We start from the raw sequence: 20,589 nt of genomic DNA, 5'->3' as shown, positions 1-20,589 counted from the left end.
GCGGTGAAGGAGTATTTAGCAAAGTTAGCAGAGCGTCAAACATTGACGGAAGATGAGATGAGCAGAGCAGCCCAAGCGTTATTTTCTAAAGATATCACTGAAAGCGAGATGGCAGCTTTCATCATTGCCCTAAAATCCAAAGGAGAAACGGCAGGAGAAATAGCAAGCCTTGTCCGAGTCATGAGAAAAGAAGCAAGAAGTGTGGAAACAAGCTCCCTTAATGTAATGGATAATTGCGGAACTGGTGGAGATGGATCACAAAGCTTCAATATAAGTACCGCATCAGCCTTCGTACTGGCTGGGGCAGGTGTCAAGGTTGCCAAACATGGAAACCGAAGCATTTCAAGTAAAACTGGCAGTGCAGATGTATTGGAAGAGCTAGGCGTTAATTTGTACTTGGAGCCTGACGTGTTAAAAGAACAGTTGGAGGAAAATGGGATCACTTTCTTATTTGCCCCATCCGTCCATCCTAATATTGCACGGATCATGAAAGTGAGGAAAGAATTGAAGATCCCGACCATTTTTAATCTAATAGGACCTTTGACGAATCCAGTCCAACTCGACACGCAATTATTGGGAATTAATCGGCGCGATATGCTAGAGCTATTCGCAGAAGTCCTACATAAATTAGGCAGGACACGTGCGGTCGTGATCAATGGTGCCGGTTTTATGGATGAAGCAAGCCTGCAGGGAGAGAATTCACTCGTGTTATTGGAACAAGGGGATATTATCCCGTTTACGCTGCATCCTGAAGAAGTGGATCTGCCGATATACGGAAATGATGCGATTCGTGGAGGCGACGCCAAACAAAATGCAGATATTATGCTTCGCCTTCTAAAAGGGGAAAAAGGAGCCTATCGTGATACGGTTTTATTGAATGCGGGGTTGGGGTTATACGCACACGGAACGGCAGACACGATTAAAAAAGGAATCTCCATGGCCAAAGAAAGCCTGGATAGTGGATCGGCTCTAACAAAATTAGAAAATCTAATTGCTTATGGCAAAAGAAATAAGGTGGTCATGTAAATGGAAAATATCTTAACGAAAATCATCGAACAGAAAAAGGTCGAGGTCGCAAAATTAAAGGAATTGAAATTAAATGATTCCGTAATGATCGACATAGTCAGACCATCTCTTGTAGAAAGCTTGAAAGCGGCGAAATCAATGGCGGTCATCGCGGAAATAAAACGGGCTTCCCCTTCAAAAGGGGACATTAAAATGGATGTTAATCCGATCGAGCAGGCTCTTTCATATGAAAAGGGCGGGGCGGCAGCGATATCCGTTTTGACGGATGAGGTTTTTTTTAAAGGGTCCATTGACGATTTGAAAACCGTAAGTGAGGCCATAAAAATTCCAAGGTTGTGCAAAGACTTCATCATCGATGAAATCCAAATCGATCGTGCCTCACAAGCGGGTGCAACCATCATTCTATTAATTGTGGCAGCACTTTCTAAAAAACGTCTTCATGAATTATATGAATATGCGAAAAATAAAGGGCTTGAAGTCTTAACGGAAGTCCATGATGAAGCAGAATTAGAACGAGCTCTCGAATTAAATGCAGAGCTCATAGGGATTAACAATCGGAATTTAAAGACATTCAAAGTAGATTTGGCTGTCACGGAACGACTGGCGAAGTTACTTGATCCAAAACGCCACATCATTATCAGTGAAAGTGGAATCAAGACAAAAGAAGACGTTTTTCGTGTGAAGGAAGCTGGTGCTAAGGGAATTCTAGTGGGAGAGACATTGATGACTTCATCAAATCTTCCATTTACGATGGCCGAATTGCAAATGAGTATTTAAGGAGATTAATATGTTAGTGAAAATTTGCGGAATAAAAACATTGGCTGCAGCACAAGAGGCTGTTAAATCCGGGGCAGATTTCATTGGGTTCATTTTTGCCGAGAGCAGCAGGAAAGTCAAACCTGAATTGGTAGCAGAAGTGGGAGTGAATCTACCCGGACATGTTAAAAAAGTCGGAGTGTTTGCCAATCAAACGGAGCAAGAAGTAATAAGATGTGCTGAAATTGCAGGATTGGATTATATTCAGCTGCATGGTAACGAGTCTGCCAGCTTTGCTCGCAGAATGCCCCTCCCGGTGATCAAGGCCTTTTCTATCCAGTCAAAGAAAGATCTTGAAAACCTTCATGAGTACCCAGCTGATTTGCTTTTAGTAGATCTTCCTAAAGGTTCTTCCGGCAAGGGACTGACTTTGGATTGGGGTATGATCCGACAGGCGGATCTGCCCCGGGGAAAGGTGATTCTTGCAGGAGGGCTGACTCCGGAAAATGTCGGAAAAGCGATTAGTGCAGTTTCACCATTCGGTGTCGACGTAGCTAGTGGTGTTGAAACAAACGGATTGAAAGATGCTGTAAAAATAAAAGCATTTATTAATGAGGCGAAATATACAGCCGGAAAAGAGGAATGAATTGATGAGTACTTATACACAGCCTGACAAAACTGGACATTTTGGAGCATATGGAGGCCGTTTTGTTCCGGAAACTTTAATGGCGGCGATTACGGAGCTAGAAGAAGTATATGATCAATCTAAAAAAGATCCGGAATTCCAAGAGCAACTGAGCTATTACCTGAAACAATATATCGGTCGGGAGACACCTCTTTATTTTGCGGAGAACCTAACGAAATTAGCTGGTGGTGCCGATATTTATCTGAAGCGTGAAGACTTGAATCATACAGGAGCCCACAAAATCAATAATACGATCGGTCAGGCTTTGCTGACTCAGAAAATGGGCAAGAAAAAGGTGATTGCCGAAACGGGTGCGGGACAGCATGGAGTGGCTACAGCAACAGTGTGTGCCTTGCTGAAGTTGGAATGCATCATTTTTATGGGTGAGGAAGATATCAGGAGACAGAAATTGAATGTGTTCCGGATGGAGCTTTTGGGAGCAAAGGTCGTATCAGTATCACAAGGAAGCGGGACTTTAAAGGATGCAGTAAACGAGGCGTTACGATATTGGGTAGCAAATGTGGATGACACTCATTATATAATGGGATCCGTTCTTGGGCCGCATCCATTCCCAGTCATTGTACGCGATTTTCAAAGTGTGATAGGCAAGGAAACAAAACGGCAGTATACAGAGGCGTTCCATTCCCTTCCGGATGCAGTAGTCGCATGCATAGGAGGGGGAAGCAATGCAATGGGGATGTTTTATCCCTTCATTGAGGATGAAACGGTTAAATTATATGGAGTGGAAGCGGCAGGTCATGGCTTGGATACACATTTGCATGCTTCAAGTTTGACGAAGGGCAAACCTGGGGTGCTTCATGGGGCATTCATGTATGTATTGCAGAACGAAGATGGACAGATCCAGGAAGCACATTCAATCTCAGCTGGGTTGGACTATCCAGGGGTAGGACCTGAACATAGCTACTTAAAAGATACCAATCGGGTGGAATATACTTCAGTTACCGATGAGGAAGCATTGGAAGCTCTAGTGATGCTTTCAAGGGAGGAAGGGATCATCCCTGCATTGGAAAGTTCACATGCTATTTCCTACGGTTTAAAACTTGCCAAAGAAATGGGAAAAGGGACTGGGTTGGTGATTTGCCTATCTGGCCGGGGAGATAAGGATGTAGAAACGGTCCAATCATTATTAGGGGGTAGCGAGCATGAATAAATTAACAAAAGCGCTTGAAGAATGTCAGACTAATCAGGAAAAAGCATTCATTCCTTATATCATGGCAGGTGATGGAGGTCTTGACCGGTTAAAGAGCCAGCTTCTTTTCCTGGAAAAAAGCGGGGCAACAGCTGTTGAACTAGGTATACCATTCTCTGACCCTGTTGCTGATGGACCGGTTATCCAACAAGCTGGCATCCGTTCTTTAAAGAATGGTACAACTTTAAAGGCTGTCCTGAAAAAAGTGATGGAAATCAAAAATGATGTAAACATTCCAATCATTTTGATGGGTTATTCAAATTCTATCATGGCTTATGGACTTAAAGAGTTTACGGAAGACTGTCTTCAAGCTGGAATTTCCGGGTGCATCATCCCTGATTTACCGATTGAAGAAGAAGCCATCTTTACATCTATAAGAACTGCTGGAATCTTGCTTATCCGACTTGTGACACTCACGTCTTCCCAAGAGCGCATCACAGAGATTACAGCAGGGGCAGAGGGCTTTATCTATGCAGTTACAGTCAAAGGCATTACAGGAACCCGTGACGTGTTTGGAGGAGAACTCGGAGGCTATTTAAAGAAGGTAAAAGACCTCAGTCCCGTTCCCGTTCTGGCCGGGTTTGGCATTTCGACCCCAGACCATGTCCGTGATGCGATACAATCCTGTGATGGTGTCATTGTCGGCAGCAAGATCATTGAATGCTTTGAAACAGGAAAAGAAAGTCAAATCAGTGAATTGATCCAAGCTAGTAAAGGTTTAGTGCGGAAATAAGAAAAGGGGAGCCATGGAGGCTCCCCTTTTTTTCTTAACCAGTTTTAAGGATGAAAGGAATCATCATCCCGCACTTCTTGTCGAATGTGAACGGAAAATGTGTTTAGTTTAATTTATATAAGGGTAAAAGATGTTCAAACGCATCTTGAATGGTTTTAATGAAATCATCATCATTTAACTGAATGGCATCATCACGGGAAATTTGTATACCACAAAGGATTTCTGCTTTCTTTACAGTTTGCAAACGATTGAACATTGCATTCAAATCCTCGACACCAAGAGACTCATGAGGGATGACTTCAGGTTTTGTATGATCCATTGACCAAACATAATGGGAGGGAATGTTTTTTACTAAACGGTCCGCCTGTTGTTCCAGATTCTTTCCGATTTCCATTTTATTAGGAGCCTCATAAATGACAGCGTACCAAATGAACATATGCGTTTCCCACAACCCAATTTGAAAATGCGGCATCATTTTGTAGCCTCGGCTGTTTGCGGCGAAAGCCACCCATGTATCTTTAGGAGGATTCACTTTCCTTCGAGCATGCTTTGCGACATGGGGGAACATTTCATCCCCCGTCATTACTGACAGCCGATGTGAAAAGTGCTCTCCGAGAGCTTGTAATTTAGGTTGGATCCGTTCTTTTAAAGCATCCATACGTGGTTCCAATCCATCAATTTTAAAAACGTTAAAATCATCAGCTGTAAAACTTGCTATATTCATTATCATCTCTCCTACCGTAATATCTGCACATATTGTAGCATAAGTAAAAATAAAATTTAAAAAATACGGTTTGGATTTGCGCAGCAAAATTCCTTATGGGTTACAACACAAATTAGTTGCTATTTGTGAAAGGAAGACATATGATAAAATATAAACAAATTCAGAAAATTACGTTAATTGATGAAGGGAGAATGTTAATTATGAAACAAGTCATGAACCAAGCATTAAAGGCTAAAGAAGTTGAAAGACATAGAGCTGCAGTGTTAAGAATGGAAATGGACTATGAATTAGCAACCCTTTTTGAAGCAATTGGTGAAGAGAATGACCAAAAGAGGTCACAGTGCAAGCAAAGGCTTGAACGCATTAGGTTGGAATTATTGAAACTGAAAGCCTTGTAAAATGTCTGGCTGCAGAGATCGTGAAGGAGAATGACTGAAAGAAATGAATCAATTTCAATACAAAGAATTTCATTATAGATGAACGGACACTTATTTTATAAAAAATAATGTGTCCGTTTTTCATTAAATGTCCAATATATATAAGATGGTTATCAAACATCATGGTGTTTCATCCTATTAATAAGGAAGGGGGACGTCCAAGAAATGGAAAAGGTTGAAAAGTAGGTATGTCAACTTTCCCTTAAAGGGGTAAATGGCTAGATAAAATAACCTTCATTAATCAATAGGTTTTTAAAAATGGGAAATTTAAGATGTTAAAAACTTGAAGACAAGTTATATTTGCTTTAATCTTTATAAGAGGATCATTTTTTATGCAGTTTCTGATCATAAAGGACGGGGATATATAATGGCATCGGTTAAGGAAATGGATACATATGCAAAATTATGGATGAAAGAAGCGGGATCGAGGCTAAGGGCGTCATTTACAACCATATTGAATATTGAAATGAAATCGAATCCTAATGATTTGGTTACAAATATGGATAAGGGAATAGAGAAGTTTTTTTGCGATAAAATTGGCGAAGTCTTTCCTGAACACCGGATTTTTGGGGAAGAGGGAATGGGCCATGATATTAAAGAGCTAAAAGGAACGGTATGGATCATCGATCCGATTGATGGAACATTGAACTTCATTCATCAACAGCGGAATTTTGCCATTTCTCTTGGTGTTTATGAGGATGGCGTCGGGAAAATTGGCATGGTTTATGATGTTGTTAGTGATGAATTATATCATGTGATCAAAGGGCAGGGGGCCTACATGAATGATCAAAGGCTCCCTTCTCTTGAAGAGGCGTCAGTAAGTAAAGCCATCATTTCCATAAATGCAAGCTGGGTAACGGAAAACCGAAGGATTGACCCAAGTCTGTTAGCACCACTTGTCCGTGATGCACGAGGGACACGTTCATATGGCTCGGCAGCATTGGAGCTCGCATTCGTGGCAGCTGGCAGGATTGATGCGTATATAACCATGAGGCTCAAGCCTTGGGACTTTGCCGGAGGCGTTCTGCTTGTTGAGGAAGTGGGCGGGGAAGTAAGTAATATTAAAGGTAACAAATTGGACTTTCTAGAAGGTGACTCCCTGTTCGTTTCTAAACCGGGGCTGCACAAGGAAGTATTCGACAAATACTTATCAGGGACTTCCGGACCTTAATACCCTGGCCTACGGTATCGGTAAGGCAAGAAGGTGAGAATAGATATGTATAGGACGAGACCAATTTCTTGTAAAGATGGAATAAAATACTCATTTTGAAATAATTAACAAAAAAACTCGCTGCCGGACAGCGAGTTTTTTATATTAAAGCTTTCCTGCTTCGCGTAATTTCTTCTTTTGAGTGAAACCAAATCCCATAATTCCGCAAAGTACAACGATTGCAGCTATTATTCCAATTAAGCTTTTTTCAGCAATGAAGATGCCAATGGAGCCAATACTGCATGCTGCCAATATCGCTAATATTAAGAAATTCCATTTAATATTCATTAATATCACCCCTAATATGTCTATTGTACATAATTTCTGTATTTGTTTCTAGTATGTTTGTGATATAATATGTAAGTTAATACTAGTGATACGTTATACACAAACTTTTTTAGGAGTGAATTTTTTGAAATTAAGAGAAAATATTCGTAATATAGCCATCATTGCCCACGTTGACCATGGTAAAACAACGTTAGTGGATCAGTTGCTTAAGCAATCTGGTACTTTCCGTGAGAATGAACATGTGGAAGAACGTGCGATGGATTCTAATGCGATTGAAAAAGAACGCGGAATTACGATTCTTGCGAAAAATACAGCAGTTCAATATCAAGATACAAGAATTAACATTTTGGATACACCTGGTCATGCCGACTTTGGTGGTGAAGTGGAACGGATCATGAAAATGGTTGATGGTGTTCTTCTTGTTGTTGATGCATATGAAGGATGTATGCCGCAAACTCGTTTCGTGTTGAAAAAAGCATTGGAACAAAAGATTACGCCAATCGTTGTCGTGAACAAAATCGATAAAGATTCTGCACGTCCTGATGAAGTAGTCGACGAAGTAATTGACTTATTCATCGAGCTAGGAGCCGAAGAAGAGCAGTTGGACTTCCCTGTTGTCTTCACTTCAGGTATTGCTGGTACTGCAAGCTTGGATTCAGATCCTGCTAAACAAGAAAAAGACATGACCCCACTATTCGAAACAATCGTCGAAACGATCCCTGCACCAATTGATAACTCAGATGAACCACTTCAATTCCAAGTGGCTTTACTTGACTACAATGATTATGTAGGACGTATTGGTGTTGGTCGTGTATTCCGCGGTAAAATGCATGTAGGTCAACAAGTTTCATTAATGAAACTTGATGGTTCGGTCAAGCAATTCCGTGTAACGAAAATCTTTGGTTATATTGGCTTGAAGAAAGTTGAAATCCAAGAAGCTGTTGCCGGTGATTTAATTGCCGTTTCAGGTATGGAAGATATTAACGTAGGGGAAACGGTTTGTCCGATTGAAAATCCTGATGCCCTTCCAATTCTACGTATCGATGAGCCAACATTACAAATGACTTTCCTTGTAAATAACAGCCCATTCGCAGGCCGTGAAGGTAAATTCGTCACAGCTCGTAAAATTGAAGAGCGTTTGAAAAACCAATTGCAAACGGATGTCAGCTTAAGAGTCGAAAATACTGATTCTCCGGATGTCTGGATTGTTTCAGGTCGTGGGGAGCTTCACCTTTCCATCCTGATCGAAAACATGAGACGTGAAGGTTATGAACTGCAAGTTTCTAAACCGGAAGTTATCGTTCGTTTGATTGACGGTGTCCGTTGTGAGCCGGTTGAACGTGTACAAATCGACGTACCTGAAGAGCACACTGGTTCGATCATGGAATCAATGGGAGCTCGTAAAGGTGAATTGTTGGATATGATCAATAGCGGAAGCGGTCAAGTTCGTTTGTTATTCACGATTCCAGCTCGCGGACTTATTGGTTATTCTACTGAGTTCTTAACGATTACACGTGGTTATGGTATCATGAACCACTCATTTGACAGCTACCAACCAATGGCCCAAGGTCAAGTCGGCGGAAGACGTCAAGGTGTACTTGTTTCCATGGAATCTGGAAAAACTACGCAATACGGTACGATGCAAGTAGAAGACCGCGGCGTCATTTTCATTGAGCCAGGTACGGATATTTATGAAGGCATGATCGTCGGGGAACATAACCGTGATAGCGATTTGACTGTTAATATCGTTAAAGCTAAACAAATGACAAATATGCGTTCGGCTAATAAAGACCAAACTTCTTCCATGAAAAAACCAAGAATTCTGTCTCTTGAAGAAGCGCTAGAATATTTGAACGATGATGAGTATTGTGAAGTGACTCCGGATTCCATCCGTCTTCGTAAAAAAATTCTTGATAAAAACGAGCGTGAAAGAGCAGCTAAAAGAAAAAAAGTGGCTGTTGAAGAAAAATAAGTAGCAAGAGGAGGAGAAAAGATTGGATATCCAAGAGCGATTATCATTTTTTGCAGCATTGTACAAAGTGGATGAAAATCCTGAAGCGGGAATGTGGTATTTGTATTTGACGATTTTTGGATTATGCATCCTTGTCTATCAGTTAGGTTTTGCCAAAAGGTTACCTTTGCTAAAAAATGTGGTCATTTATGCGGTAATGGCACTTGGATGTACCCTTCTTTCTTTCTTTGCGGTGTTTCTTCCTATGGGGGAAGCATTAGTCATCGCTTCACTTGTTCTTGGGATCTATAGGTTCCGTCTTCATAATTCGAGAAAAGAAGAACAGGCTTAAGATGATGAAATCATTACAGGATGCTTTATACAATTGGTTGACGATCAAAGTTGTCTGTGATGCAAGACCTGATGATACAGCTGCGCGTGATACAGAAATGTTTTTCATGCAGATGTTGAAAGACAATCATCAAGTAACCATTGATTCGGTTTCAAAAACAGAGCCTTTTTATTTCGTTGAGTATCTATTGGGAGATGAAATGAAAAAGCAACGTTTTCCGATTGAATTGATTGATATCATGTTAGATCAAATTGAGCTAGAGCCAGATAAGTATAAAAATGTCGAGTAATGATAAAAAGAACCGTGCGATATTCGCACGGTTCTTTTTATATTGCCTTAGGGAGGAAGAGTGCGTATATAAGGTGTAAGATTGACCATAAAAAGAAAGCTGTCAAATCAGATGGAAGGACAACTTCTGATTTTGACAGCGCGGATAATGGAAAGTAGAGCATGATGGCAGGAATAATCGCGAAAACAGCAAGTGTGTGTTTGTGCCATCCCCTGAAAATTTTCCAACGAATTAGGAAAAAAACGTAAATAAAAGTAATGGCCAGTGAGAAGAGAAGATGAAAAAAGAACAAAGTCGGCTCACTCCAAGAAACAGCTCCGAATACTGGAAGGAAATCGACATTCAATAAAAGCGTATACACTTGTTTTCCAGAAAACATTTCTACCCACTTCATTATCAATCCAAGCATGATTCCATTGATGAGACCAATTAGGCATGCTTTATAAAATGTTTTACCATTCATCTTCATTTTTGATTGTGCGGTAGAGACGGAAGTTTCCAGTTGCAATCCGTTCATTCGTACGATCTTCTATGCGTTGATTGCACGTATTGCACATATAGGTATGTATAGGACGGTTACGAAGTTTCTTCGCTTCTGGGCTATCGTCAGGGATGGATTCAATTTGATCGCATATTACACATTTAACCTTCATATTATTTGAACCTCACTTCAATTTGAATATGCTTTTAAGTATACCAATATTTTTATGGTAAAACGAGGATAAAATGAAAACTACATTTGCTCATTAACGTTATTGGGTTTATGGCGGATATGGAAAAAAACCCGAAGATTCACTTCGGGTTGGGAAAATTCATTCTTTATGGTGATTGGATTGATCATTTTGCTCTTTATCAAGCAGGTTTCTTTCCTTATTATCATCGAGTTTATTCTTTTCATCATCAATTGCTTTTGATGGCGTCGGGGTCAAAATATCACCTGGAACCTCAGGAATGACCCGACTTGTGATATCAGCCAGTTCATTTAGTATCCCTCTTACCGGTTTACCGTCTTTAATATCCTTGGCGACTTCCCTGATTCGTTCATTTAAATCCGGATCAGCGACAATCATGGCATTTGCACCGTTGGGATCGTGTTTTAAAGCTTCTCCCACGGAGTATTTAATCGTTCCCACCTGTGATCGCTCAATATCTTGGTCAATATCTATTCCGACTATGGCGTATTTGCCTAGTACAACTGCGGTGGCATCATTCACCTCGGGAATGGATTTTGCTAGACCAGTAAGTCGTGTTGCTGTCTGCTGCCCTGTATTTCTGTCGGCTTCCTTAATGGTCGAGTTATTGACTTTCGTTATATTGTTTTTAGCATTATCTTCAGCCGCTTCATTTTTATTATTCATTGAGCAACCTGTCATCAACAGAATAGCGGCTAGTGACAATATAATTTTTTGCAATGTACAACCTCCTTAATGTCTCATTAGTTACAGCCTGTCCACACCAACTAAGTCTGATGCATATTGGCCTAAAATGCCGTAAAACATGGGGTGATCCATATTGGATATAGATTTCTTTTCTGGAAGTTTTCTTTATAGTCTGTAAATGTTCTTCTATCTTTATTCAAAGGAACATATATTTTATCAACAGTCTCGTCCGCTACATAACTGCTGAGTGTAGTAAATGGTAAGGCATATCCTAAAGAGCAGGCAGGAGGCGTCATATTGGGGAAAAAAATATATGTATTAGATACGAATGTCCTTTTGCAGGATCCGTATTCGATTTATTCATTCGAAGATAATGAAGTGGTCATTCCGGCAGTTGTATTAGAAGAATTGGATTCAAAAAAAAGATATATGGATGAAATCGGAAGAAACGCCCGACAAGTATCAAAATTGATCGATGGCTTTCGTGAAAAAGGGAAGCTTCATCAAAGCATTCCGCTTCATAATGGTGGCAGCATAAGAATTGAACTCAATCACCGTTCATTTCATAAGCTTCAGGAAATTTTTGTAGAGAAAACGAATGATAATAGAATATTGGCAGTTGCGAAAAATCTATCTTTGGAAGAAGAGACAAAGGAAGATGGAAAGACGGTCATTTTGGTTAGCAAAGATACGCTTGTCAGAGTGAAAGCTGACGCAATCGGTCTTGAGGCAGAGGACTTTTTAAATGATCGTGTCGTCGAGATGGATCATATATACGGTGGACATAAAGAGGTATTTGTTTCAATTGATAGTTTGAATAAGTTTTACGAAAAGAGTTTTCTGGCACTTGAAGAACTGACAAAAGATTCTTATTATCCAAATCAGTTCCTGTTGATGAAGGACACGCTTGGCAGTTCTGCTTCTGCGATTGGGATAGTGGATGAGAATTGCAGGTTCGTTAAGAAATTGTTGTATGAAGGGGAACATATTTGGGGAATCAAGCCGAGAAACGTCCAGCAGACTATGGCCCTTGATTTGTTGCTCCGTTCGGATATTCAACTTGTGACGCTTATTGGGAAGGCAGGTACAGGTAAGACATTATTGGCATTGGCTACAGGATTAATGCAAACAGAGGATTTGTCTCAATATAAGAAACTTCTTGTTGCAAGGCCTATTGTGCCGGTCGGTAAAGATATTGGTTACCTACCAGGGGAAAAAGAAGAAAAATTAAGACCTTGGATGCAGCCCATTTTTGATAATCTGCAATATTTGTTCAATACGAAAAAACCGGGGGAATTGGACGCGATTTTAGCGGGCATGAGTTCAATTGAAGTGGAAGCCCTGACCTATATCAGGGGAAGGAGTATCCCGGATCAGTTCATCATCATCGATGAAGCGCAGAATTTAACAAAACATGAGGTAAAGACCATCTTGACGAGAGTCGGGGAGCGGAGCAAAATTGTATTAATGGGAGATCCGGAGCAAATAGATCATCCGTATTTGGATGAATACAATAATGGCTTGACATATGTGGTGGAAAAATTCAAGACCGAGCGTATTGCCGGCCATGTTAAATTGATAAAAGGGGAAAGGTCGGGATTAGCACAACTCGCCGCTACACTTTTATAATGCAAGCGGCAAGGGCCTTCCCTTGCCGCTTGCATTAGTGCTTTATGAACATCATGGGTTCATTCTTATTTAACAGTGAAAGACCGTACATTTTTAATTGGATCATTGATATTGGAAGCATCCCCTAAATAAATTTCCATAGGCCCGCCTTCGGCCATTTTAAGCGGTTTTCCATCTTTGGAAAACCCAAGGAAAAACCCAAGTGCCACTTCCAATGGAAATGTAAGCTCTTTATCATCAGTTGTAACAATGACTTCCGTTACCCCATTTTCAGGTTCGGCATTTTTTAAAAAAGGCTCAAAAGGGATGCCGAAAGTCCCTTCCATCAACCTTTGCTTCTCGAACTTGCGCTCCGTTTTTATTGTAGGGGGCATGATTGCGCCCTCTTGTATTTCCTTTTGCCAATGTTTGGAGGCGGCAATCGTATACTCCTCCAATTCATTGACCTGAACTCTTTCAGCGTGGAAATATGTATCAATTTCAACTTTACGGTCATCAAAAATCCAGACTCCTGGATCTAGCGTAATTGGATATTTCACTTTTCCATTAATAAACACGATCGGTTCCAAATATCTCATTCCTTTCTGTTGCTCTGTAATAATTATAATCAATATTAATTGAATTGTCACATCATCACGAAGGGTGGCTAAATTTCCAAGGCTGGCTAATTTAGCGGAAAGGTGATTGGGCTATCTCAATGGGAAATTGTTTGTCAATGTTCTTGCTTTTTCACAAAACTAAAGGTAGAATTTAAAGATAAGATTTAATCGCTCTGAGCGGGGGGATTTAACATGGCATCTGATATGCTTGTCAATCATCGAGAAAAAGCTTATGCTTTATTAAAAGCAGATGCTGACAAGATTCTAAAACTGATAAAAGTTCAAATGGAGAATCTCACAATGCCTCAATGTCCTTTATACGAAGAGGTACTTGATACGCAAATGTTCGGCCTATCTCGAGAAATTGATTTTGCCGTACGTTTAGGTTTGGTAGAGGAAACCGAGGGCAAATCCCTTTTGGAAACTCTTGAACAGGAATTGTCAGTTTTGCATGAAGCATCATTAAAAAAATAATAGATAAAACATACTAACTCAAACAAATCTCGATGATTGTTTGAGTTTTTTATTTGTGTACAATAATAGATAAAAAGGTTATACTATATTCAAAAGTGTCATACTAATTAAGCGCATAAGTCATACTAATTAAACACATAAATAGAAGCTCAAGTGTAGATTTTTAAAATAATTGAATTTTCAAAGCTAAAATTATAAGGGTTTCCTACAATTCCACCTATTTAAAACTTTGGTATTAAGTGGAAAAATAATTATCCGATAGCATGCCTTGCTAAATTAGTCGGGGGAATTCCTTGTGTTTTTATAGGAAATATACGTAATTTTTTATTTTTTTATTGTATTCAGTTTATTTTAGTATTATGGTTATATTAATCGTTTTTTAAATCCAACAGGACTTTATTATAATATATTATAATAACTAAATTTTCTTTTTTAACTGATATTGTTTATTTTTTATGTAGTTAGGATACATGAAAAGATAAATGTGAAAATATATCAAAATAATACAATAACGATAAAATGGACCTTATCAGATCGGTGTCCTTTGTTGGGGAAATAAACTTGTGATTAAAAAGTGGTGTAACCATCACGCTTTTTTTCTAAATATTTAATAAATAAAATACATATTGATGAGGGTGGTAGCAATGGGGAAACGTATAGAAAAAGTACTTGCGGCTAATCGTGGAGAAATAGCGATTCGGATTTTTCGGGCATGTACGGAATTAGATATTCATACAGTTGCAATCTATTCAAAAGAAGATTATGGCTCTTATCACCGATATAAAGCGGATGAAGCATATCTCGTTGGGGAAGGCAAAAAGCCGATTGATGCCTATCTGGATATTGAAGGTATAATTGCGATTGCCAAAATGAGCGGAGTCGATGCAATTCATCCTGGTTATGGTTTCCTTTCAGAAAATATTGATTTTGCGAAACGTTGTGAAGAAGAAGGAATAATCTTCATCGGGCCAGAATCAAGACACCTAGATATGTTTGGTGACAAAGTAAAAGCAAGAACACAAGCTGAACTAGCTGATATCCCGGTCATACCTGGTAGCGATGGACCAGTGACCAGTGTAAATGAAGTCAAGGAATTTGGTGAACAATACGGTTTTCCAATTATTATAAAAGCCTCTTTAGGCGGCGGCGGACGTGGAATGCGGATTGTCGAAAAAATTGAAGAAGTTGAAGAAGCTTATGATCGGGCAAAATCCGAAGCAAAAGCAGCCTTTGGTAATGATGAAGTCTATGTTGAGAGATTCATACAAAATCCAAAGCATATTGAAGTTCAGATATTGGCTGATACTCATGGGAATATCGTCCATCTATATGAACGCGACTGTTCCGTACAGAGACGGCACCAAAAAGTTGTGGAAGTTGCACCTTCCGTTTCCCTTACGGAGGATTTAAGGGTAAGAATTTGTGAAGCAGCAGTCAAGTTGGCGAAAAATATCGACTATGTCAACGCTGGTACGGTCGAGTTCCTCGTAGCCAATGGCGAATTTTACTTTATTGAAGTCAATCCAAGGGTACAGGTTGAACATACCATTACTGAAATGATTACTGGCATTGATATCGTTCAATCCCAAATCATGGTTGCCGAAGGGCATGAGCTTCATGGCAAAAAGATTGGAATTCCAGAACAAGCAGGAATTAAAACACATGGGTATGCCATTCAATCACGGGTGACGACTGAGGACCCATTGAATAATTTCATGCCCGATACCGGGAAAATGATGGTATACCGTTCCGGTGGGGGATTTGGTGTCCGTCTGGACGCAGGGAATGGGTTCCAAGGTGCGGTGATCACACCTTATTATGACTCCCTTCTCGTTAAACTTTCCACTCATGCACTTTCATTTGAGCAGGCAGCTTCTAAAATGGTTCGTAATCTTAAGGAATTCAGGATCCGTGGGATTAAAACAAATATCCCCTTCCTTGAAAATGTTGTTAAACATGAAAAATTCATCAATGGAGAATACGATACATCCTTCATTGATTCAACACCGGAATTGTTTAGCTTCCCGGTCAGGAAAGACCGTGGGACAAAAATGCTCTCATATATCGGAAATGTTACGGTAAATGGTTTCCCGGGTGTTGAGAAAAAGAAAAAACCTGTCTTCGATCCTGCTCCAATTCCGAATGTTGGTGGCCTGCCGCTTATTTCGGGTACAAAAAATATACTGGAACAGCAAGGTGCAGATGGACTTGTTAATTGGATTAAAGAGCAAAAAGAGGTATTGATTACAGATACGACTTTCCGTGATGCACATCAATCTTTATTGGCGACGAGAATTAGATCGAAAGATATCCTTGATATCGCTGAGCCTACAGCAAAACTCCTTCCTGATTTATTTTCAATGGAAATGTGGGGCGGGGCGACTTTTGATGTAGCTTATCGCTTCTTGAAGGAAGATCCATGGGACAGGCTGTTAAGTTTCAGGAAAAAAGCACCGAACGTACTTTTACAAATGCTTTTAAGGGCGTCAAATGCAGTTGGCTATAAAAATTACCCTGATAATGTCATACGTGAATTCGTAGAGAAATCAGCGGATGCAGGTATTGATGTATACCGTATTTTCGATAGTTTAAACTGGGTTAAAGGGATGGAAGTTGCTATAGATGCTGTCCGTCAATCTGGCAAAATTGCCGAAGCGGCCATTTGTTATACTGGGGATTTGAATGATCCATCACGCAGCAAGTATAATATCGACTACTATAAAAACATGGCGAAGGAATTGGAACATGCCGGTGCCCATATTTTAGCGATCAAAGATATGGCTGGTCTCCTGAAACCGGATGCCGCTTACCGTCTTGTATCGGAATTGAAAGAAACGACATCCCTTCCAATCCATCTGCATACTCATGATACAAGCGGGAACGGGATTTACATGTATTCAAAAGCGATTGAAGCAGGTGTGGACATCGTTGATACGGCGATTGGGTCTTTAGCCGGGCTAACTTCACAGCCGAGTGTACAAACCTTACATTATGCACTGGAAGGGTCAAGCAGACAGCCTAAATTGGAAGTCGATTCTCTAGAGCGCTTAGGAGAGTATTGGGGAGAGGTCAGGAAATTATATCATGACTTCGAAAGTGGCATGAATGCACCTCATACTGAAGTATACAAACACGAAATGCCTGGCGGTCAATATAGCAATCTGCAGCAGCAAGCTAAAGCTGTGGGGCTGGGGGAACGCTGGCATGAAGTGAAAGAGATGTATCAGCGCGTCAATGCTATGTTCGGTGATATCGTTAAAGTAACACCTTCTTCCAAAGTCGTTGGGGACATGGCTTTATTCATGGTTCAAAATAACTTAACTGAAGAAGATGTTCTGACAAAAGGCAAAACCATCGATTTCCCTGATTCAGTAATAGAGTTATTCGAAGGCTACCTCGGTCAGCCGGTTGGTGGATTCCCGAAAGAGCTACAGGAAGTTATCCTAAAGGGGAAAAAACCGATAACAGTAAGACCGGGTGAATTATTGGAAGATGTGGACTTTGGTGCGCTTAAAGAAGAATTATTCAAGGAATTGGGACGAGCTGTCACTGATTTCGATGTACTTGCATATGCTCTATATCCAAAAGTATTCTTGGATTACGATAAAACCATTGATCTGTTTGGCGATGTTTCCAACCTTGATACCGCTACTTTCCTATATGGAATGAGACTAGGGGAAGAAATTGAAGTTGAAATTGAAAAGGGTAAAACGCTCATCGTTAAATTAGTATCAATTGGAGAACCGTTGGCTGATGGGACAAGGGTTGTGTATTTTGAGTTGAATGGACAATCTCGAGAAGTGATCATCAAAGATGAAAATATTAAATCTTCTATTATATCAAAAATGAAAGCTGATCCAAAAAATAAAGAACAAATCGGTGCGACAATGCCAGGTACGGTAATTCGCGTGGTCGTCGAGAAAGGCGATCAGGTCAAACAGGGTGATCACTTGATCATTACGGAAGCGATGAAAATGGAAACTACCGTGCAAGCACCTTATTCCGGAACCATTAAAGACATTTATGTGAAAGATGGAGAAGCGATTAGTACCGGTGATTTATTGATTGAATTAACTAAGTAATATCGTTGACTGGGACCTTTTGGTTGATTTGGGTCATATTGGGCTGGCTTGAAGTTTCAAGCTGCCCTATACCCTCCTTTAGGCAGTGTGTTGTCATATGGAATGTCTTTTTAAGAAAAGAAAAAACCACCATTCTCGGGAATGGTGGTTTTTGTATTACCTTATTTTCTTATTGATTGAACAATCAGACATTAACGAGCGGGGATTGTTGGCGTTATATCCTGTTCGTCCTGTCCGTTGACAATGTGGGGGGAGCTTCCTTTTTGCTTGGCTAGGGCATTTTTTTTGCTTCTTGAAGTCAATAGCATCAAGTAACTCATTACTCCAAAAAAGCAGGCAATGAACAATGCATGTGCCAAAGCGATATATAAATTCTGCCTTGAGATAATGATAAAGGCTCCGGCGGTAACTTGTAAAAAAACGAGAATGAATGCAGTAATCCAACCGCCATATAATACTTTTTGATTTTTGTAATATTTATGAGCAATATAGGTTACATAAGATACCCAAATGAAAATCGTGCCAGCTATTGCACGGTGCCCCATTTGAACCCATTCATAAAGGTTGGAGGGGAGCGCAAGGCTGTCATTCACACATAAAGGCCAATCCTTACAGATTAAACTCGATTCTGTATGCCTCACAAGGGCACCCGTATATACCACTATTAGACTGAAAATCAATACGCCGATAATATGGAATTTCATTCGTTTATCAACTATAAGTTTTTCTGCTTCGAATTTCTTGTCCACTTCAAAAATCAATAGTGTTAGTAAAAGGACGGAAGCAAAGGAAATGAGTGATATGCCAAAATGAAGGGCCAGAATGAAATCGGATTGTGACCAAAGGACGGCTGCTGCTCCAATCAACCCTTGTAGTAACAGAAAACTAAAAGAAAGAACGGATAAGAAGCGTGCTTCGCGAATATGGCCAATTTTTCGCCAAGATAAATACGATAACATTAAAACCAGGAATCCTCCGGTACCTGAAACGAGTCGATGGGAAAGCTCGATGATCAATTCAAGGGTGATTTTGTCAGGGAACAATTGACCATTGCACAATGGCCAGGACCTGCCGCAGCCCATGCCGGAATCCGTCTTCGTGACTAAAGCTCCACCAAGTAAGATGAAAAGCATTACAATCGTAGTTAAAACAGCAAACCATTTAAGAGACGATTTCACTAGTAGTCCCACCTTTTTCTCTGTAGACAAGTTAGTTTATTCCATACAATTCATAATAACATAATATTTACATAATATTTGTCGAACTTCCTCGATATTACACAAAATAGAATGATTTTACAAGTTCAGTTAATATTATGGCTATTAATTAAAATGCCCGAAATAGTTGAAAGTTGCAAAAGACTTTGATAGAAATAAAGGGAGTGTAAACCTTCAAGTAAGTGCAAAATAGAGATAGACTTAGGGGATGATCATAATAACGTATGATTCGTGTTCTTGATGACAAACTTATCATGTGCAGTGAAATTATCGAGACACAAATTGGTCAAAAATATACAAAAAATTTTCACAAAAGCTTCCAAAAATATGCTTTAATATATTGAAGAAATGATTTTACTAAATTTTACTGTTTTTAAGCATGATATTAAGAATGATAGCTATTGATGGATTCCGTTGATAACGGTCATTGGTAAATAATTTACTTTTTGTTTACGCTTCTTTGGTTACAAATATCAAAAAGTATGAAATAATGTTCTATAGCATATGTAAGTATTTTTTTTTACATTTGCGTCTTTGCTGAATGGATTTAAAGGAGGAAAACAAATGTCAGAAACAAGGGGTTTGTCGGAAGCTGTCATGAAGGACAGTAAAGCCGCCCTTCAATCGGATATACCGGAAACAACTGCTTGGAAGGATTTTCTCGCACTGATAAAAGTGGGGATTGTCAATTCAAATATAATTACAGCCTTTACCGGCGTATGGTTAGCTCTTCATTTTTCGGGGCTTAGCTTCTTAAGTAATTTGGATGTAGTGTTTTATACACTTGCAGGCTCGGCACTTATTATGGCGGGATCTTGCAGTTTCAATAATTATTATGACCGTGATATCGATCATTTAATGGAAAGAACGAAAAATCGGCCAACGGTAACTGGGAAAGTACAACCATCAAAGGTATTGGCGTTAAGCTTTGGCTTAATTGCCGCCGGGCTGATTTTACTCGCATTGACAAATATGACAACTGCCATCCTTGGTGCACTTGGCGTCTTCGCCTATGTTGTCTTATATACCATGGTTTTTAAACGCAGATTTGTTTCGAATACGATTATAGGCAGCATATCCGGAGCGGTACCTCCACTTATCGGGTGGGCTGCCGTTGACCCTGACCTTGATATGATTGCTTGGGTTTTGTTTGCAATCATGTTCTTGTGGCAGCCGCCTCATTTTTATGCACTTGCAATGAGGCGTGTCGAAGAATATCGTGCAGCGGGGGTACCGATGCTTCCGGTTGTAAAAGGGTTCAAGGCTGCGAAAAGATCAATTATGTTATGGATCATCTGTTTAATGTTCATTCCTTTCTTTTTAACTCCATTAGGAACTCCACTGGTTATTCTTGCTGCTTTATTGAGCACAGGTTGGCTTATTTTGGGGATTAAAGGGTATAAAAAGAAAGATGATGTTAAATGGGCAACATCCATGTTTGTATATTCTTTAAATTATATGACCATTTTATTTGTAGCGATGGTTATTGTTACACTCATCTAGTTTTGGATAACTAAGCTGAAGCCCTGTTCTTGTACAGGCTTCAGC

Annotated in this window: 21 protein-coding genes; 14 read left to right on the top strand and 7 right to left on the bottom strand. The window is 39.9% G+C overall.

Annotated elements, in window-relative coordinates:
- Nucleotides 1–3 precede the first annotated feature (3 nt).
- The 5 genes from trpD to trpA are packed head-to-tail and all read left to right on the top strand — an operon-like array spanning nucleotide 4 to nucleotide 4,410.
- Nucleotides 4–1,026: an anthranilate phosphoribosyltransferase gene (trpD, locus tag ACQKMH_RS12530; RefSeq protein WP_427587794.1), complete on the top strand. Its 1,023-nt coding sequence runs from the start codon at nucleotides 4–6 to the stop codon at nucleotides 1,024–1,026.
- Nucleotides 1,027–1,803: an indole-3-glycerol phosphate synthase TrpC gene (trpC, locus tag ACQKMH_RS12525; RefSeq protein ID WP_427587793.1), complete on the top strand. Its 777-nt coding sequence runs from the start codon at nucleotides 1,027–1,029 to the stop codon at nucleotides 1,801–1,803. It abuts the gene before it with no gap.
- Between the two features lie 10 nt (nucleotides 1,804–1,813).
- Entirely contained in the window at nucleotides 1,814–2,428 is a 615-nt protein-coding gene (locus tag ACQKMH_RS12520; protein WP_427587792.1) for a phosphoribosylanthranilate isomerase, read from the top strand.
- Between the two features lie 4 nt (nucleotides 2,429–2,432).
- Nucleotides 2,433–3,638 (top strand): tryptophan synthase subunit beta, encoded by a 1,206-nt coding sequence (trpB, locus tag ACQKMH_RS12515; protein ID WP_427587791.1) that lies wholly within the window; start codon nucleotides 2,433–2,435, stop codon nucleotides 3,636–3,638.
- On the top strand, nucleotides 3,631–4,410 hold the full coding sequence (trpA, locus tag ACQKMH_RS12510; protein WP_427587790.1) for a tryptophan synthase subunit alpha: 780 nt from the start codon (nucleotides 3,631–3,633) through the stop codon (nucleotides 4,408–4,410). Before trpB ends, trpA begins: the two co-directional genes overlap by 8 nt.
- Before the next feature lie 103 nt (nucleotides 4,411–4,513).
- On the opposite strand, the gene ACQKMH_RS12505 is transcribed toward trpA, so the two are convergent.
- Nucleotides 4,514–5,134 carry a YktB family protein gene (locus ACQKMH_RS12505; RefSeq protein WP_427587789.1) on the bottom strand — a complete coding sequence of 207 codons (621 nt, stop codon included), beginning with the start codon at nucleotides 5,132–5,134 and terminating at the stop codon, nucleotides 4,514–4,516.
- A 200-nt stretch (nucleotides 5,135–5,334) separates the two neighbouring features.
- Between ACQKMH_RS12505 and ACQKMH_RS12500 the strand changes: the two genes are divergently transcribed.
- Together ACQKMH_RS12500 and ACQKMH_RS12495 are read left to right on the top strand one after the other, a co-directional pair.
- Complete coding sequence (locus tag ACQKMH_RS12500) at nucleotides 5,335–5,532, top strand: hypothetical protein (RefSeq protein WP_034314018.1); 198 nt, start codon at nucleotides 5,335–5,337, stop codon at nucleotides 5,530–5,532.
- 406 nt (nucleotides 5,533–5,938) lie between these two features.
- Nucleotides 5,939–6,742 (top strand): inositol monophosphatase family protein, encoded by an 804-nt coding sequence (locus ACQKMH_RS12495; RefSeq protein ID WP_427587788.1) that lies wholly within the window; start codon nucleotides 5,939–5,941, stop codon nucleotides 6,740–6,742.
- 144 nt (nucleotides 6,743–6,886) lie between these two features.
- Here the strand turns inward: ACQKMH_RS12495 and ACQKMH_RS12490 are convergent, their stop codons facing one another.
- Complete coding sequence (locus ACQKMH_RS12490) at nucleotides 6,887–7,069, bottom strand: YlaF family protein (protein WP_427587786.1); 183 nt, start codon at nucleotides 7,067–7,069, stop codon at nucleotides 6,887–6,889.
- Nucleotides 7,070–7,193: 124 nt separating this feature from the next.
- Here ACQKMH_RS12490 and typA point away from each other — a divergent pair, with 124 nt between their 5' ends.
- Genes typA through ACQKMH_RS12475 form a run of 3 tightly spaced genes read left to right on the top strand, consistent with a single transcriptional unit; the run spans nucleotide 7,194 to nucleotide 9,661 of the window.
- Complete coding sequence (gene typA, locus ACQKMH_RS12485) at nucleotides 7,194–9,041, top strand: translational GTPase TypA (RefSeq protein WP_427587785.1); 1,848 nt, start codon at nucleotides 7,194–7,196, stop codon at nucleotides 9,039–9,041.
- Between the two features lie 22 nt (nucleotides 9,042–9,063).
- Nucleotides 9,064–9,372 carry a YlaH-like family protein gene (locus tag ACQKMH_RS12480; RefSeq protein ID WP_427587784.1) on the top strand — a complete coding sequence of 103 codons (309 nt, stop codon included), beginning with the start codon at nucleotides 9,064–9,066 and terminating at the stop codon, nucleotides 9,370–9,372.
- A 4-nt stretch (nucleotides 9,373–9,376) separates the two neighbouring features.
- Complete coding sequence (locus ACQKMH_RS12475) at nucleotides 9,377–9,661, top strand: hypothetical protein (protein ID WP_427588494.1); 285 nt, start codon at nucleotides 9,377–9,379, stop codon at nucleotides 9,659–9,661.
- A 37-nt stretch (nucleotides 9,662–9,698) separates the two neighbouring features.
- On the opposite strand, the gene ACQKMH_RS12470 is transcribed toward ACQKMH_RS12475, so the two are convergent.
- The 3 genes from ACQKMH_RS12470 to ACQKMH_RS12460 all read right to left on the bottom strand — a co-directional run bounded on the left by ACQKMH_RS12470 (nucleotide 9,699) and on the right by ACQKMH_RS12460 (nucleotide 11,073).
- A complete protein-coding gene (locus ACQKMH_RS12470; RefSeq protein ID WP_427587783.1) occupies nucleotides 9,699–10,178 on the bottom strand; it encodes a hypothetical protein in 480 nt (159 codons plus the stop codon).
- Nucleotides 10,114–10,314, bottom strand: coding sequence for a YlaI family protein (locus ACQKMH_RS12465; protein WP_230157486.1), 201 nt, complete (start codon nucleotides 10,312–10,314; stop codon nucleotides 10,114–10,116). Before ACQKMH_RS12465 ends, ACQKMH_RS12470 begins: the two co-directional genes overlap by 65 nt.
- A 159-nt stretch (nucleotides 10,315–10,473) precedes the next feature.
- The gene (locus ACQKMH_RS12460) at nucleotides 10,474–11,073 is read right to left on the bottom strand and encodes a YhcN/YlaJ family sporulation lipoprotein (RefSeq protein WP_427587782.1); all 600 of its coding nucleotides are present in this window, start codon (nucleotides 11,071–11,073) and stop codon (nucleotides 10,474–10,476) included.
- A gap of 264 nt (nucleotides 11,074–11,337) precedes the next feature.
- Between ACQKMH_RS12460 and ACQKMH_RS12455 the strand changes: the two genes are divergently transcribed.
- Nucleotides 11,338–12,669: a PhoH family protein gene (locus ACQKMH_RS12455; RefSeq protein ID WP_427587780.1), complete on the top strand. Its 1,332-nt coding sequence runs from the start codon at nucleotides 11,338–11,340 to the stop codon at nucleotides 12,667–12,669.
- Between the two features lie 65 nt (nucleotides 12,670–12,734).
- Here the strand turns inward: ACQKMH_RS12455 and ACQKMH_RS12450 are convergent, their stop codons facing one another.
- Nucleotides 12,735–13,247 (bottom strand): peptidyl-prolyl cis-trans isomerase, encoded by a 513-nt coding sequence (locus ACQKMH_RS12450; protein ID WP_427587778.1) that lies wholly within the window; start codon nucleotides 13,245–13,247, stop codon nucleotides 12,735–12,737.
- Between the two features lie 213 nt (nucleotides 13,248–13,460).
- Here ACQKMH_RS12450 and ACQKMH_RS12445 point away from each other — a divergent pair, with 213 nt between their 5' ends.
- Both ACQKMH_RS12445 and pyc read left to right on the top strand, forming a co-directional pair.
- Nucleotides 13,461–13,742 (top strand): YlaN family protein, encoded by a 282-nt coding sequence (locus ACQKMH_RS12445; RefSeq protein WP_034313996.1) that lies wholly within the window; start codon nucleotides 13,461–13,463, stop codon nucleotides 13,740–13,742.
- A 644-nt stretch (nucleotides 13,743–14,386) separates the two neighbouring features.
- Nucleotides 14,387–17,824, top strand: coding sequence for a pyruvate carboxylase (pyc, locus tag ACQKMH_RS12440; protein ID WP_427587777.1), 3,438 nt, complete (start codon nucleotides 14,387–14,389; stop codon nucleotides 17,822–17,824).
- A gap of 191 nt (nucleotides 17,825–18,015) precedes the next feature.
- On the opposite strand, the gene ACQKMH_RS12435 is transcribed toward pyc, so the two are convergent.
- Nucleotides 18,016–19,002: a COX15/CtaA family protein gene (locus tag ACQKMH_RS12435; RefSeq protein WP_427587776.1), complete on the bottom strand. Its 987-nt coding sequence runs from the start codon at nucleotides 19,000–19,002 to the stop codon at nucleotides 18,016–18,018.
- A gap of 603 nt (nucleotides 19,003–19,605) precedes the next feature.
- On the opposite strand from ACQKMH_RS12435, the gene cyoE reads away from it, so the two are divergent.
- Nucleotides 19,606–20,544, top strand: a complete 939-nt coding sequence (cyoE, locus tag ACQKMH_RS12430) for a heme o synthase (RefSeq protein ID WP_427587775.1) — start codon at nucleotides 19,606–19,608, stop codon at nucleotides 20,542–20,544.
- Nucleotides 20,545–20,589: the final 45 nt, after the last annotated feature.

It is taken from the genome of Peribacillus sp. NPDC097895 (assembly GCF_050277555.1).
In the GTDB taxonomy this organism is placed as follows: domain Bacteria; phylum Bacillota; class Bacilli; order Bacillales; family DSM-1321; genus Peribacillus.
The sequence above is the reverse complement of the archived record's forward strand: the minus strand, read 5'-3'. Positions and strand labels throughout refer to the sequence as shown.